This is a genomic window from Caballeronia sp. GAWG2-1 (assembly GCF_023631405.1).
GTDB lineage: Bacteria > Pseudomonadota > Gammaproteobacteria > Burkholderiales > Burkholderiaceae > Caballeronia.
This window is the reverse complement of the sequence record NZ_JALQDD010000038.1, coordinates 15,623-29,597: the sequence shown is the minus strand read 5'-3', so window position 1 is coordinate 29,597 and position 13,975 is coordinate 15,623. Positions and strand designations below refer to the sequence as shown.

Sequence of the window (13,975 nt, the reverse complement as noted above, 5' to 3'; positions counted from 1 at the left end):
GCGGGCGCGTCGCTTAACCGTTATGCTTGCAAAAAAGAACGCAGTGACAACGGAGGACGACATCTCATGCTGACAATCTGGGGCCGGGCCAACTCGGTCAACGTACACAAAGTGCTCTGGTGCTGCGACGAACTCGGGCTCGCTTACGAGCGCATCGACGCGGGGCTGCAATTCGGGCGCAACAACGAACCCGACTATCTCGCGATGAATCCGACCGGCCGCGTCCCCACGCTGGTCGACGACGACTTCGTGTTGTGGGAATCGAATTCCATCATTCGCTATCTCGCGATGCAGTACGGGCAGAATCAGGCGCTCTATCCGGCGGACCCGAAGGTGCGAGCAAGCGTGGACCGCTGGCTGGACTGGGCGCTTTCCACGCTGCAACCCGCCGAACGGCCCGTGTTCTGGGGCTATGTGCGTACGCCCGCAGCCGAGCGCGACCCCGCTCAACTCGATAGCGCCGCGCGCGAAGTCGAGAAACTCTGGCGCATGGTCGACGCGCATCTCGAAGGGCGCGAGTATTTCGAAGGCAGTACCTTCACACTCGCGGATATCGTCATCGCGGCGTATGCGCGGCGCTGGTTCGGAATCGCGGAACTTGCGCGCCCGACGCTGCCGGAGCTCGAACGCTGGTATGGGCAACAGGCTTCGCGCGACGGCTTCCGGCGCCATGTCTCGGCGCCGCTGACCTGAACTTCCACCTGGCATTGAAGCATCGACATGACTATCGAACTGCATACCTGGAATACGCCCAACGGACGCAAGATCAGCGTCGCGCTGGAAGAAATGCAACTGCCCTACTCCGTGAAAACGGTGAACATCTCGAAGGGCGAGCAACACGCGCCGGATTTTTTGCGCATCAGCCCGAACAACCGGATTCCGGCGATTATCGATCCCGACGGCCCGGACGGACAGCCGATCAGCGTGTTCGAATCGGGCGCGATTCTGCTTTATCTCGGCGAGAAAACGGGCCAGTTCTTGCCCGCGAGTCTGCGCGATCGCGTGCCGGTGCTCGAATGGCTCATGTGGCAAATGGGCGGCTTCGGACCCATGCCGGGACAAGTGCATCATTTTCGCGCCGTGGAAGCGGAAGCCGACCGGCGCTATGGCCTCAAACGCTATTCGGACGAAACGCGCCGGCTCTACGGCGTGCTCGACAGACGGCTCGCGCAAGTGGGATTCGTCGCGGGCGCGTTGTCGGTGGCGGATTTCGCCATTCTTGGCTGGGCGTGGCGGCACGAGCGTCATCAGGTTTCCCTCGACGACTATCCGAACGTCAAGCGCTGGTACGACACGCTATTCGCGCGCGAAGGCGTGAAGCGCGGCTTCGAGATCAAGCTCGACGACAATTAAGGCACATGTAATATTGGGAGCCTCGAGCAGAATAAAACAGCACGCCGCCACGGAGGAGACGACCATGACAGCCGGCCAATACGACGAAGGGCTTCCCAAGACCGCCGCCAACTACGCGGTGCTCACGCCGCTGATGTTCATCGAGCGCGCCGCGACGGTGTATCCGACGCGGCCGGCCGTCGTGCATGGCGACGTGCGCCGCAACTGGAGCGAGACTTACGCGCGCACGCGGCGGCTTGCATCGGCGCTGAGTTCGCGTGGCATCGGCTTGGGCGATACGGTCGCCGCCATGCTGCCGAACACGCCCGAAATGGTCGAAGCGCACTTTGGCGTGCCAATGACGGGCGCCGTGCTCAACACGCTGAACACGCGGCTCGATGCAGCGACGCTTGCCTTCATGCTCACGCATGGCGAGGCAAAAGCAGTGATCGTCGATCGCGAGTTTTCCGGCGTGATGCGCGAGGCGCTGAAGAGCGTGCCGCAACCCGTGCTCGTCATCGACGTGAACGATCCGCAGTACACCGGCGCGGGAGAAAGCATCGGCGAGATCGATTACGAAAGCCTGCTGGCAAGCGGCGACCCCGCCTGCGAATGGTCGCCGCCATCGGACGAATGGAACGCCATCTGCCTGAATTACACCTCGGGCACGACGGGCAATCCGAAGGGCGTGGTCTATCACCATCGCGGCGCCTACACCAACGCGCTCAGCAATATCCTCGAATGGGACATGCCGAAGCACGCGGTGTACTTGTGGACGCTGCCCATGTTCCATTGCAACGGCTGGTGTTTTCCGTGGACGGTCGCGGCGCGGGCGGGCGTGAACGTGTGTCTGCGCCGTATCGATGCAAAGACAGTGTTCGATTTGATTCGCCGCGAAGGCGTCACGCATTATTGCGGCGCGCCGATCGTGCAGAACCTGCTCGTGAATGCGCCCGACGAACTGAAGACGGGCATCGCGCACAAGGTCCACGCCATGGTCGCGGGGGCCGCGCCGCCCGCCGCGATGATCGAAGGCATGGAGCGCCTGGGCTTCGAACTCACGCATGTCTACGGGCTCACCGAAGTCTACGGTCCCGCGACCGTCTGCGCGCGGCAGGCTGAGTGGAGCGAACTCGACATCGGCGAGCGTGCGCGGCTCAATGCACGGCAAGGCGTGCGCTACCACTTGCAGGATGCGGTGAGCGTGCGCGATTCCCTCACCATGGAGCCCGTTCCCGCGGATGGCGAGACCATCGGCGAGATCATGTTTCGCGGCAACATCGCGATGAAGGGTTATCTGAAGAACGTGCCCGCCACCGAGGAAGCGTTTCGCGGCGGCTGGTTCCATACGGGCGATCTGGCGGTCGCTTATCCAGATGGCTACGTGCGTATCAAGGACCGCAGCAAGGACATCATCATCTCGGGCGGCGAGAACATATCGAGCATCGAAGTGGAAGACGTGCTGTACCGGCATCCGGCGGTGCTGGCGGTCGCGGTCGTTGCCAAACCGGATGCGCGCTGGGGTGAAACGCCTTGCGCGTTCGTCGAATTGAAGGCGGGCGCCGAGGTCGGCGCGGAAGAACTGATCGCGCATTGCAGGAAGCATCTGGCGGGCTTCAAGGTGCCGCGCGCCATCGAATTCTGCGAGTTGCCGAAGACATCGACCGGCAAGATACAGAAGTTCGAGTTGCGCAAGCGCGCGGGCTCGGTTGCGGCAATCGACGTTTGATGGAGACAACGCCATGAACGAAGCGCTCGTGACTTCCGAACCCGATGCCTACGGCGTCGAAGGTGCGGTCAGGCTCACGCTGAACCGGCCCGAAGCGTTCAACGCGCTTTCCGAAGCCATGCTCGATGCACTCGAACGCGAGTTGCAGGACATCGCGCAATCGCAGGCGCGCGTGGTCGTGCTTGGCGGCGCGGGCCGTGCGTTCTGCGCCGGGCACGACTTGAAGGAGATGCGCGCGGCGCCGTCGCTCGATTACTACCGAGCGCTTTTCGAGCGCTGCTCGCGCATGATGCTGACCATTCAGCAAATGCCGCAGCCGGTAATCGCGCGCGTGCACGGCATTGCAACGGCGGCGGGTTGTCAGCTCGTTGCAATGTGCGATCTCGCGGTGGCATCGAGCGAGGCGCGCTTCGCGGTATCGGGCGTGAATCTCGGGCTATTCTGCGCGACGCCGAGCGTGGCGTTGTCGCGCAACGTGTCGCGCAAGGAAGCGTTCGAAATGCTCGTGACGGGCGATTTCATCGACGCGCACACGGCTCTGGAACGCGGGCTCGTGAATCGGGTTGCCTCACCGGACGCGCTCGATGAAGCGGTAGGCGCGCTTGTAAAGAGCATCGCGACGAAGCCACGCGCGGCGGTTGCGGCGGGCAAGCGGCTGTTTTACCGGCAGATCGAGACGGGTATCGAAGACGCGTACGCGCTTGCATCCGAGACGATGGCCTGCAACATGATGGATGGCGACGCGCTCGAAGGCACGCAGGCGTTTATCGAAAAACGTCCGGCGCGCTGGAGCAACGAGTAATACTCATCCCGCGTGCTCCACGGGGTGCTGTTCGAGCCACGCGTTTTCCGCATCGTCGTAAAGCCGGGAGCGCGTGAGAAAGCGCAGACCCGACGGCCGTTCCAGCGAAAACATGCCGCCGTTGCCCGGCACGCAATCGATGATCAACTGGGTGTGCTGCCAGTACTCGAACTGCGATTCGCTCATGTAGAACGGCACGCCGCCAATCTCGCCGAGCTTTACGTCCGAGCCGCCGACCATGAACTCGTTGGTGGGAAAGCACATCGGTGCGCTGCCGTCGCAGCATCCGCCGGACTGATGAAACAGAATCTTGCCGTGTTCCGCCTTGAGCTTGCCGATCAGTTCGATGGCCGCGGGCGTCGCGATCACGCGCTCTATTACCTGTTCGCTCATGATGTCCCCGTTATTCGTTCGAAGCGGAACCGCCGCGTGAGCGGCGGCCCCGCTTTACAGCCGATGGATCAGAAGAAGCCGAGGGGCTTGTCGCTATAGCTGACGAGCAGGTTCTTCGTCTGCTGATAGTGATCGAGCATCATCTTGTGATTCTCACGTCCGATACCCGATTGCTTGTAGCCGCCGAACGCCGCGTGCGCCGGATACGCGTGATAGCAGTTGGTCCACACGCGTCCCGCCTGTATGCCACGGCCAAAGCGATACGCACGCGTGCCATCGCGCGTCCACACGCCCGCGCCGAGACCGTACAACGTGTCGTTGGCGATTTCGAGCGCTTCCTCTTCGTTCTTGAAGGTCGTCACCGAGACCACCGGCCCGAAGATTTCCTCCTGGAAGATGCGCATTTTGTTGTGACCACGGAACACGGTCGGCTTGATGTAGTAGCCTTTTTCGAGCTCGCCGCCCAGCGCGTTACGCTCGCCGCCAGTCAGGCATTCGGCGCCTTCCTGCTTGCCCAGATCGATATACGAGAGAATCTTTTCGAGCTGTTCCTGCGATGCCTGCGCGCCGATCATCGTCTTGCTGTCGAGCGGATGGCCTTGCGTGATCGCTTCCACGCGCTTGAGGGCACGTTCGATGAAGCGGTCGTAGATCGATTCCTCGATCAACACGCGCGACGGGCACGTACACACTTCGCCCTGATTCAGCGCGAACATGGCGAAGCCTTCGAGCGCCTTGTCGAAGAAACTGTCGTCGGCGTTGAGGACATCGGCGAAGAAAATGTTCGGGCTCTTGCCGCCCAGTTCCAGCGTCACCGGAATCAGATTCTGACTCGCGTATTGCATGATGAGCCGGCCCGTGGTCGTCTCGCCCGTGAACGCAATCTTCGAGATGCGCTTGTTCGATGCGAGCGGCTTGCCCGCTTCCAGCCCGAAGCCGTTCACCACGTTGACGATGCCCGGCGGCAGCAGGTCTTCGATCAGTTCGAGCAGAACGAGGATAGATGCCGGCGTCTGCTCGGCGGGCTTGAGCACGACGCAATTGCCCGCTGCGAGCGCGGGCGCGAGCTTCCACACGGCCATCAGAATGGGGAAGTTCCACGGAATGATCTGCCCGACCACGCCTAGCGGCTCGTGGAAGTGATAGGCGACTGTGTCGTCGTCGATCTGCGAGATCGAGCCTTCCTGCGCGCGCACGGCGCTCGCGAAATAGCGGAAGTGATCGATGGCGAGCGGGATGTCGGCCGCCATGGTCTCACGCAACGGCTTGCCGTTATCGATGCTTTCCGCCACCGCGATACGCTGCAGATTCGCTTCCATGCGATCCGCGATCTTCAGGAGCAGGTTCGCGCGCTCGGTCGCCGAAGTCTTGCCCCATGCGGTCTTGGCGGCATGGGCGGCGTCGAGAGCTGCTTCGATATCGGCTTCGCGCGATCGGGGAATCGAGGTGAAGGCCTCACCCGTGATCGGCGAAATATTGTCGAAATACTCTCCCCCCGCGGGCGGCGTCCACTTGCCGCCGATGAAGTTTCCATACTGCTTCTTGTACGGGTAATCGGTACTCAGGAACTGCATCTCCGCATGGTTCATCTGTGTGCTCCTCGCATGTCGACATGGTTGGCCGGCGCAATGTCGATAGCTGTCGCCGGCGGCTTACATCTGCGAGTTCCGTGCCATTCGGGGTATACGCGGAACGACGCTTATGGCGCTTGATGAAGCGCGTGGCGGACCGCGAGGCGCGTTGTCCATTTTCGGAACACTTGTCGTGCCCTGTAGCGATGCGGCACAACCCGAGTCAGGACAAACGCTTATGGCACGGGCATTCATATTGCCAAGCGCATCGCGCTTGTCTAACGTCACGTCCATCCTTACTGAATGTTTCCATAAGGCTTGGAGCACATTTTGCGTGGGGTGAATTTAAGTAAAAGCAGAAGCGCGTACATGGCTTATCGATACGTGCAAAGGAGACCACAATGAACAGTACGATCAATCCAGGGCCTGCGCCGCACGGCCCACATGGTTTTTTTTCGAAGGAAGCGACCATCGCGCGGCCCGGCTTCTCACGCTGGATGGTGCCGCCCGCCGCGCTCGCGGTCCACTTGTGTATTGGCCAGGCTTACGCGTTCTCGGTGTTCAACGCGCCGCTCACGCGTGTGATCGGCATTACGCAGACCGCGCCCGATGACTGGTCGCTCACGACACTCGGCTGGATATTTTCACTAGCCATCGTGTTCCTGGGACTGTCGGCGGCATTCGCGGGCAAGTGGCTCGAAAAGGTCGGTCCGCGCCGCACCATGTTCACGGCCGCTTGCTGCTTCGGCGGCGGTTTTCTCGTGTCTGCGCTCGGCGTGTCGCTGCATCAGATCTGGCTGCTGTATCTCGGCTATGGCGTGATCGGCGGAATCGGGCTGGGGTTGGGTTATGTATCGCCGGTATCGACGTTGATCCGCTGGTTTCCGGACCGGCGCGGCATGGCAACGGGCATGGCGATCATGGGCTTCGGCGGCGGCGCGATGATCGCGGCCCCCGGCTCGGTCGCCTTGATGAACTACTTCAAGAGCGCGACGAGTGTCGGCGTGACCGAGACCTTCGTCGTGCTCGGCGTGCTGTATTTCATCTCGATGACCATTGGCGCGCTCGCGATTCGCGTCCCGCCCGCCGACTGGAAACCGGCAGGCTGGACCCCGCCCGCGACGTCGAACAAGATGATCACGAAGAGCCACGTGCATATCGATCAAGCGCTCAAGACGCCGCAGTTTTATCTGCTGTGGCTCGTGCTGTTCCTGAACGTGACGGCGGGCATCGGCGTGCTCGGGCAGGCTTCGGTGATGATTCAGGAAAGCTTCAAGACATCGATCACGGCGGGCGCTGCGGCGGGCTTCGTCGGCTTGCTGTCGCTCTTCAACATGGGCGGGCGTTTCGTGTGGGCGTCGGCGTCGGACTGGCTCGGGCGCAAGAACACGTACTTCGTGTTCTTCGCGCTCGGCGCCGTGCTGTACTTTCTCGTGCCGCAGTTCGCGCAGTCAGGGAACATCGCGCTTTTCGTCGCGGCTTACGGCGTGATCCTGTCGATGTACGGCGGCGGATTCGCGACCATTCCGGCGTATCTCGCGGACATGTTCGGCACGGCCTTTGTCGGCGGCATTCACGGACGGCTCTTGACCGCGTGGGCGGCGGCGGGCATCGCGGGACCGGTGCTCGTCAACTACATCCGCGCGTACGAAGTGGCGCATGGCGTCGCGAAAGCGGATGCCTACACGATGACGCTGCACATCATGGCAGTGCTGCTCGTGATCGGCTTTATCTGTAACCTGCTCGTGAAGCGGGTGGATGAAAGCCATCACATGAGAACTGCCGGCTAAGAGGAGAGAGACGATGGATGATCGACAAGCAGGTGCGCCCGCGAACAAGGGCTTGATGCTCGTGTTCTGGCTGTATGTGCTGATTCCGCTCGCGTGGGGGGTGACGAACACGTTGACGCAGGCGGGGAAGTTGTTTCATTGATTGAGTTGATTGAGGCGGCGCCGGACGCTTGGTTACGTCGGGCGCGTCGCCTTTTGTCGTGGCTTCGTTCCCTCAATGCCCCCGCGCCTCAAGCCGTTTCAAACCGCGCCGCGCCAGCGTGCTCATGAACAAGCTTCCGCAAACGAGTGCGGCAACGTAAAAACCGGCCATCATCCATTCAGCTTCACTCACAGTCGTTCTCCTTGCAAAAAATCGCGGCGTTTGCAACCGCGCATTGATACGTTTGCGAACCCTTCTGGCCTGATTTACGGCACGAACGCGCAAAGGTTTAGCGTCGAGTGAATACCTGTCGTTGCGCTCGCGTTAAGAGAAAATGCAAAGAAAATGAGCCTGTGATCCGACCGGTCGTTCGAATTGCAGTCGCGTTGAAAGCTGCCTGCAACGCATTAGGGGTATCGTTCTGAAAATCCTTACGTGTGCCGCGTCCATCTCGAACAAAATGAAACTGACCCGCCGAAAATTCGTCGTGATGAGCGCTGGAGCAAGCGCCTCTCTCTGGCTCATTCGCGCCGATGCCGCAGCCGCGCATCTAAACGAGACCGATCCCGCCGCCGCGGCAGTCGGCTACAGGGAAGACGCCGCGAAAGTGGATAGGACGAAGTACCCCAACTTCGCAGCCGAGCAGTCGTGCGGCAACTGCTCGCTCTTTCAAGGCAAATCCACCGATGCATGGGGCGGCTGCACGCTCTTCGGCGACAAACTCGTGGCAGGCAAAGGCTGGTGCGCCTCCTACACGAATATGTGAGCCAGCCGCCCGGTCAACGTACCGAATACCCCGCGAAGCGCCAGCTATTGTCCGGATCGAGAATGAAAGTGACGATCTCGCGTGACGACTTCTGCGCCTGACTGAATTGCGTATCGAACGTGACGGTGATGTACGAGCCCGCAGGCATGTTGCCCGTGCCATCGAAATGAAGGTGCCTGACACCCATCGGCATACGCATGCCGGCCGCACCGAGCGCGGCGCGATCATTCGTAACCTTCTTCACGAAGTCGTCGCGCGTAATGACTTTCCGGGCCAGCGGCGAGGAAAGATCCCAGATATCGCCCGCCTTGTTTTCATCGACCATCTTCACGATAGTCGACGCCACTTGCGCGATATCCTGATCTTGCTTGTCGAGTTGCGCCTGCTGCTCGCGGGTAAGCGCGTGCGGCGCTTGAGCGGTCTGCGGTGCTTGTTGTGCCTGTTGCGCCTGGCACGCCCCGGCAAACGATATCAGCGAAACAACGAAGAGAAAAAGTTTGAAGCTTGCTTTCATCGAGCGGGCCGTGGTGCGTGTTTCATGGAAGAGATTGTATCGCGCGATTTCGTCACGATAGTAAGAGATACTGAGTTTCTAAATTTCAAACCCGCACGCAAACAAAAGGAGGGTGACTGAAACTCGAGTCACCCTGGATCTGCGACGACGCTGGTTACTTCACAATCTCTCCGTTGCGCGTCACGTCCACCGCGGTTGCGGCCATGTACGTAGCAAGCACGCTGTCGCCAACCTTGAGCTTGTCGAGCGAGACATCCGGCGATACCTTCATGGTCACCACCCGCTTCGGACCCGCAAGCGTGACTTCACGCGTCTGCGGATCGATCTTCTGCACAACGGCCACCACCTGCACGCCCGACGTCGACACCACCACGCCATCCGATGCCGGCGATGTCTGGCTCGCGCTCACCCGCGAACGCACGCCTTTCGGGTCGACCTTGTCCGCGGACATCAACACCGCGCCACGGTACTGGATGTGCAACTCATCGCCTACTTTCAGCTTCTTCACATCCGCAATCGACGGATCGACAGCGATGACCTCTTTGTCACCTCGCGCGCCCTGAATCTCCACGCTGTTGGTATCGGCGAAGACATGTGTGATCTTGGCCGTTGCCTCGACGACAGCCGCATCGCCAATAGCCGGGCTGGCGTTCACTGCCGCAGCCGCGCCTGACTGAGCCTTGTCGTTGGCATGAGCGAAAGGCGCGCCAAGAAGAAGCGCGCTCATCGCGATGGATGTGGAAACGAGTCGAACGAAACAAGAACTGCGTTGTTGCATGCTTTGCTCCAGACAAAAATCCAGGCCACCATGACCCGAACAAAACCGTATCGTCGTTTCCGACAAAAGGCGCGCGCGCTTCAAGTGATCGCGCGACAAAATCGCATGCTTTGAATTTAAAGTCATGAGGGTTGCTAATCAAGCGGGAATCGCCTCATCTTTAAGCAGGTGTGAAACATTTGGTAGAAGTGCGTATGAAAAGAGATGGTCGATGGCTGCCGGACCGCAAACACATCACGCAAAAATAATTCGGCGCGCCCCTTCCTTTCTCAAAGCTTACGAAAACCCGTCGTAAATTATTTATTTTCTTAGTCCGTCAAGGCGTAATGTTCTGTTGTTGCAGAGGCGCGCAGGCGTTCTCCCGTGCGCACCCGAAGACCCACCATCGGAGCACACTCGATGAGTACCGCCTTTCCCGCTTCACATGCGGCCGAACAAAGCGCCACGTCCAATATGTCGGGCCGGCGCGCCATCGTCGTCTCGACCATCGGCAACGCGCTCGAATGGTTCGACTTCATGGTCTACGGCTTTTTTGCCGTCATCATCGCGAAGCTGTATTTTCCGGCAACCAATCCGACCATCTCGCTGCTTGCCACTTGGGCGACGTTCGGCGTGGGTTTTCTTACGCGGCCGCTCGGCGGCATCGTGCTTGGCGCCGTTGCCGATCGCGTCGGGCGCAAGTCCGCGCTCACGCTGACCATTTCGTTGATGGCGGTCGGTATCGCGATCATCGCCTTCGCGCCGACTTATGCGGCAATCGGCGTGGCCGCGCCCCTGCTCATGCTGCTCGGCCGCCTGATACAAGGCTTTTCCGCCGGCGGCGAAGTCGGCTGCGCGACGGCGTTTCTCGTCGAATACGCGCCCTCGAACCGGCGCGGTTATTTCGGCAGTTTCCAGATGGTCGCGCAAGCGGCTGCGAGTCTGTGCGGCTCGCTCTTCGGCGCGGTGCTTACACGCACGCTTTCGCCGGAACATCTCACTAGCTGGGGCTGGCGCGTGCCGTTCGTGCTCGGGCTGATGATCGTGCCCGTGGGGCTCTATTTGCGTTCGAAGCTCGATGAATCGCCGGTGTTCGTCGAAAAAGCGCAAAAGAACGAGCTCTCGGCGCGGCCTATCCGCGATACCGCCACCAAGCACTGGATGCCCGTGCTCGCGGGCTTCGGGCTGACGGTTTTCGGCACCATCGGCACATACATCTTTCTGCTGTATCTGCCGACGCATGCAACGCGCGTACTGCATCTCGCGCTCACCGACGGTCTCATCAGTTCGAGCATCGGCGCGCTGGTGTATCTCGTCTGCTGCCCAATTTCCGGCAAGCTGTCCGACCGCGTGGGCCGCAAGAAGCTGATGACGGGCGCGCTCGTGCTGTCGCTCGTCACGGCGTATCCGATCTTCGCGGTGCTGACCGCGCATCCGAGCCTGCCGATGCTGATCGCCTGCCAGGCGGTGCTCATGATGTATCTCGGCATCTACCAGGGCTGCTATCCGGCATTCATCTCGGAGTTGCTGCCATCGAGCGTGCGTTCGACGGGCATTTCGGTGAGCTACAACGTCGCGGTAATGATCTTCGGCGGCTTTGCACCCGCCATCGTGCAATGGCTGACGATGACCACCGGCGACGCGCTCTCCATCTGCTATTACGTGATGTTCGGCAGCGCGGTCGCGCTTGCGACCATCCTGCCGCTGCGCGACCGCTACAGCGACGCGCTGCGCTAAGTGCCGGTGCTCAGTGCCAAGCGCGGCCACGAACCCGATCAGCGCCCGCTCATTTCGGGTATCTTCATGGCACGCCACGCGGACGCACTTGCCGGAGACGTCCACGCATGCGGATCGCAGCCAGACCGGCGCACGCCTCAAGCCGCTCAAGGCCGCGCGAGGCCACTAGAGCCGCTTAAGTCAGGCTTAAGAATGCGCCCCTAAGCTCAAATCTGACCGATCCACCCCTCCTTCTGGCCGCGTAAGCGGCCAATTTTTTTGGACCGACGCAATGCAATTGATCGTGCGCCTGCTCGTGATCGTCGTACTGCTGGTTGTGTTTTGCACGGCCGGCGCATTCGGCCTCTCCGTGATCGCGCGTATCTTCATGCCTCATTGAAGCCGGCGCGCATCGAATCGGGCAATTCGATTCGAGCCAGTTCACCGCGTTTTGCTGTCGCCGACGCCAGCCAGCGCCGGGCCTTTCGCAGAATCGTTCAACCGAATAGCACGCGTGTGCCTTCGGGCACGCTTCGTGCGGCCAACGCTTTCGAAACTCAAGCGCGGCCGGCCTTCACGTACTCCTTCTGTAATGACCGGACCGCTGCCTATACTGGCTGAGTGTCGTCCTGGCGTCATCGTTCCTGCTTCGCCGCTCGCGTACGCGCTGTTCGAACGTCCTGCCGCATCGCGCAGACCCTCGCCGCGCCGCCATCTTGCGCCGCTTTCACGAGCGCATCGACACACTCTCGCCGCATCCCGTTGCACTTCCAGGCACTGCTGTCATACCCAGGAGAACGCTCGATGCAACATCCAGTCCCCCAATCCACGAACGAACGAGACAGGGCCAAGCGCGCCGCGACGCGCGTCCCTGGCGCCGACGTCGCCTCGCAGCCGCAAATGCAAATGCAGGCCGCGCAAGCCACCGCCGACGTGCTCGCGCCGCCGCCAGCAAGAACCGGCGACGCTAGCGTCAGCTTCAATCTCACCGTCAACGGCCAGAGCCACGCGCTTTCGCTCGATCCGCGCACGACGCTGCTCGATGCGTTGCGCGAACATCTGCATCTCACCGGCACGAAGAAGGGCTGCGATCACGGTCAGTGCGGCGCATGCACGGTGCATGTGAACGGCCGCCGCGTGAACGCGTGCTTGTGTCTTGCCGCCGCGCACGACGGCGACGCCGTGACGACCATCGAAGGCATCGGCGAAGTCGAGGACATGCATCCGCTGCAGGCCGCGTTCGTCGAATGCGACGGCTATCAGTGCGGCTACTGTACGGCCGGTCAACTGATGTCGGCGGTGGCGCTGCTCGACGAACCCGTCGGCACGAGCGACGACGACGTGCGCGAAGCAATGAGCGGCAACCTGTGCCGCTGCGGCGCGTATCAGAACATCGTCATGGCGATCCAGTCCGTGCGCGGCAACAAGGCTTAAGGAGAACGCCATGGAAATGTTCACGCTTTCCCGCGCGCGCGACGTGCGCGACGCGATTGCGGCGGGCGCGTCGGCGCATACCGCGCAGCAAGGCGCGGAAGTGCGCTTTCTCGCGGGCGGCACGACGCTGCTCGACCTGATGAAGCTCAATGTCGAAAAGCCCTTGCGGATTATCGATATCAGCCGTCTGCCGCTCGATCATATCGATGCCACTGATGACGGCGGCATGCGCATCGGCGCGACCGCGCGTAATTCGGACCTCGCGCACCATCCGCTCATCAAGGAGCGCTATCCGGTGTTGTCGCAGGCGGTGCTCGCGGGCGCGTCCGTCCAGTTGCGCAACATGGCGACGACGGCCGGCAATCTGCTGCAACGCACGCGCTGCGTCTATTTCCGCGATACGGCTTCGCCCTGCAACAAGCGCGAGCCTGGCAGCGGCTGTTCCGCGATTCATGGCTTCAATCGCACGCAGGCGATTCTCGGCACGAGCGACACGTGCATTGCGAGCAATCCGTCGGACATGAACGTGGCGCTCGCCGCGCTCGAAGCGACCATCCACGTCGAAGGCGCGAAGGGCCAGCGCGCGATTCCCATCGACGCGTTCTACGTCCTGCCCGGCGACACGCCCGAGCGCGAGAACGTGCTCGAAGCCGGCGATCTCGTCACGCACGTCAGCCTGCCCGCGCCGGTGGCAGGCGCGCGTTCGGTGTACCTGAAGTTGCGCGACCGGGCGTCGTATGAATTCGCGCTGGCGTCGGCGGCGATTGTCGTCGGTGTGAAGGACGGGCGTATCGCGCATGTGCGCGTGGGACTCGGCGGCGTGGCGACGAAACCGTGGCGCTCGCGCGAAGCCGAACAGGTTCTGCAAGACGCCACGCCCGACGAAGCGAGTTTTGGCCGCGCCGCCGATGCCGCCCTCGCCGATGCGAAGCCGCAAAGCGAAAACGGCTTCAAGGTGGAACTGGCGAAGCGCTGCATCGTGCAGGCGTTGAAACTTGCCACCCAGGCATCCTGACACCGACCGAGGAA

Annotated in this window: 14 protein-coding genes; 10 read left to right on the top strand and 4 right to left on the bottom strand. The window is 61.6% G+C overall.

Translation table 11 applies throughout. From position 1 onward, the window contains the following. Positions 1-66 precede the first annotated feature (66 nt). From NCR98_RS24550 to NCR98_RS24535, 4 genes are all read left to right on the top strand, one after another. The gene (locus NCR98_RS24550) at positions 67-693 is read left to right on the top strand and encodes a glutathione S-transferase family protein (RefSeq protein WP_250527582.1); all 627 of its coding nucleotides are present in this window, start codon (positions 67-69) and stop codon (positions 691-693) included. 27 nt (positions 694-720) lie between these two features. Further along, positions 721-1,353 carry a glutathione S-transferase family protein gene (locus NCR98_RS24545; protein WP_250527581.1) on the top strand — a complete coding sequence of 211 codons (633 nt, stop codon included), beginning with the start codon at positions 721-723 and terminating at the stop codon, positions 1,351-1,353. 64 nt (positions 1,354-1,417) lie between these two features. Further along, the gene (locus NCR98_RS24540) at positions 1,418-3,061 is read left to right on the top strand and encodes an acyl-CoA synthetase (RefSeq protein WP_244830942.1); all 1,644 of its coding nucleotides are present in this window, start codon (positions 1,418-1,420) and stop codon (positions 3,059-3,061) included. Positions 3,062-3,074: 13 nt separating this feature from the next. After that, positions 3,075-3,863: an enoyl-CoA hydratase gene (locus NCR98_RS24535; RefSeq protein ID WP_250527580.1), complete on the top strand. Its 789-nt coding sequence runs from the start codon at positions 3,075-3,077 to the stop codon at positions 3,861-3,863. Positions 3,864-3,866: 3 nt separating this feature from the next. Here NCR98_RS24535 and NCR98_RS24530 read toward each other — a convergent pair whose 3' ends face one another. Both NCR98_RS24530 and adh read right to left on the bottom strand, forming a co-directional pair. Next, complete coding sequence (locus NCR98_RS24530; protein ID WP_250527579.1) at positions 3,867-4,256, bottom strand: DUF779 domain-containing protein; 390 nt, start codon at positions 4,254-4,256, stop codon at positions 3,867-3,869. Positions 4,257-4,324: 68 nt separating this feature from the next. Next, positions 4,325-5,845 carry an aldehyde dehydrogenase gene (gene adh / locus NCR98_RS24525; protein ID WP_244830945.1) on the bottom strand — a complete coding sequence of 507 codons (1,521 nt, stop codon included), beginning with the start codon at positions 5,843-5,845 and terminating at the stop codon, positions 4,325-4,327. A gap of 383 nt (positions 5,846-6,228) precedes the next feature. On the opposite strand from adh, the gene NCR98_RS24520 reads away from it, so the two are divergent. From NCR98_RS24520 to NCR98_RS24510, 3 genes are all read left to right on the top strand, one after another. Further along, entirely contained in the window at positions 6,229-7,617 is a 1,389-nt protein-coding gene (locus NCR98_RS24520) for an L-lactate MFS transporter (RefSeq protein WP_250527578.1), read from the top strand. A 13-nt stretch (positions 7,618-7,630) separates the two neighbouring features. Beyond that, positions 7,631-7,759: an MFS transporter small subunit gene (locus tag NCR98_RS24515; protein ID WP_244830947.1), complete on the top strand. Its 129-nt coding sequence runs from the start codon at positions 7,631-7,633 to the stop codon at positions 7,757-7,759. Between the two features lie 460 nt (positions 7,760-8,219). Then, entirely contained in the window at positions 8,220-8,525 is a 306-nt protein-coding gene (locus NCR98_RS24510) for a high-potential iron-sulfur protein (RefSeq protein WP_250469200.1), read from the top strand. A gap of 13 nt (positions 8,526-8,538) precedes the next feature. On the opposite strand, the gene NCR98_RS24505 is transcribed toward NCR98_RS24510, so the two are convergent. Beyond that, complete coding sequence (locus NCR98_RS24505; protein WP_250494470.1) at positions 8,539-9,039, bottom strand: DUF4019 domain-containing protein; 501 nt, start codon at positions 9,037-9,039, stop codon at positions 8,539-8,541. 154 nt (positions 9,040-9,193) lie between these two features. Continuing rightward, complete coding sequence (locus tag NCR98_RS24500; RefSeq protein ID WP_250527577.1) at positions 9,194-9,817, bottom strand: copper-binding protein; 624 nt, start codon at positions 9,815-9,817, stop codon at positions 9,194-9,196. Positions 9,818-10,216: 399 nt separating this feature from the next. Between NCR98_RS24500 and NCR98_RS24495 the strand changes: the two genes are divergently transcribed. The 3 genes from NCR98_RS24495 to NCR98_RS24485 all read left to right on the top strand — a co-directional run bounded on the left by NCR98_RS24495 (position 10,217) and on the right by NCR98_RS24485 (position 13,961). After that, positions 10,217-11,533: an MFS transporter gene (locus tag NCR98_RS24495; RefSeq protein WP_244830951.1), complete on the top strand. Its 1,317-nt coding sequence runs from the start codon at positions 10,217-10,219 to the stop codon at positions 11,531-11,533. A 783-nt stretch (positions 11,534-12,316) separates the two neighbouring features. Then, the gene (locus tag NCR98_RS24490) at positions 12,317-12,946 is read left to right on the top strand and encodes a (2Fe-2S)-binding protein (protein WP_409014814.1); all 630 of its coding nucleotides are present in this window, start codon (positions 12,317-12,319) and stop codon (positions 12,944-12,946) included. 10 nt (positions 12,947-12,956) lie between these two features. After that, positions 12,957-13,961 carry an FAD binding domain-containing protein gene (locus NCR98_RS24485; RefSeq protein WP_284503939.1) on the top strand — a complete coding sequence of 335 codons (1,005 nt, stop codon included), beginning with the start codon at positions 12,957-12,959 and terminating at the stop codon, positions 13,959-13,961. Positions 13,962-13,975 lie beyond the last annotated feature (14 nt).

Coding starts and splice junctions, on each gene's coding strand:
- NCR98_RS24550 (WP_250527582.1), top strand. CDS start 67: ATGCTGACAATCTGGGGCCGGGCCAACTCGGTCAACGTACACAAAGTG.
- NCR98_RS24545 (WP_250527581.1), top strand. CDS start 721: ATGACTATCGAACTGCATACCTGGAATACGCCCAACGGACGCAAGATC.
- NCR98_RS24540 (WP_244830942.1), top strand. CDS start 1,418: ATGACAGCCGGCCAATACGACGAAGGGCTTCCCAAGACCGCCGCCAAC.
- NCR98_RS24535 (WP_250527580.1), top strand. CDS start 3,075: ATGAACGAAGCGCTCGTGACTTCCGAACCCGATGCCTACGGCGTCGAA.
- NCR98_RS24530 (WP_250527579.1), bottom strand. CDS start 4,256: ATGAGCGAACAGGTAATAGAGCGCGTGATCGCGACGCCCGCGGCCATC.
- adh (WP_244830945.1), bottom strand. CDS start 5,845: ATGAACCATGCGGAGATGCAGTTCCTGAGTACCGATTACCCGTACAAG.
- NCR98_RS24520 (WP_250527578.1), top strand. CDS start 6,229: ATGAACAGTACGATCAATCCAGGGCCTGCGCCGCACGGCCCACATGGT.
- NCR98_RS24515 (WP_244830947.1), top strand. CDS start 7,631: ATGGATGATCGACAAGCAGGTGCGCCCGCGAACAAGGGCTTGATGCTC.
- NCR98_RS24510 (WP_250469200.1), top strand. CDS start 8,220: ATGAAACTGACCCGCCGAAAATTCGTCGTGATGAGCGCTGGAGCAAGC.
- NCR98_RS24505 (WP_250494470.1), bottom strand. CDS start 9,039: ATGAAAGCAAGCTTCAAACTTTTTCTCTTCGTTGTTTCGCTGATATCG.
- NCR98_RS24500 (WP_250527577.1), bottom strand. CDS start 9,817: ATGCAACAACGCAGTTCTTGTTTCGTTCGACTCGTTTCCACATCCATC.
- NCR98_RS24495 (WP_244830951.1), top strand. CDS start 10,217: ATGAGTACCGCCTTTCCCGCTTCACATGCGGCCGAACAAAGCGCCACG.
- NCR98_RS24490 (WP_409014814.1), top strand. CDS start 12,317: ATGCAACATCCAGTCCCCCAATCCACGAACGAACGAGACAGGGCCAAG.
- NCR98_RS24485 (WP_284503939.1), top strand. CDS start 12,957: ATGGAAATGTTCACGCTTTCCCGCGCGCGCGACGTGCGCGACGCGATT.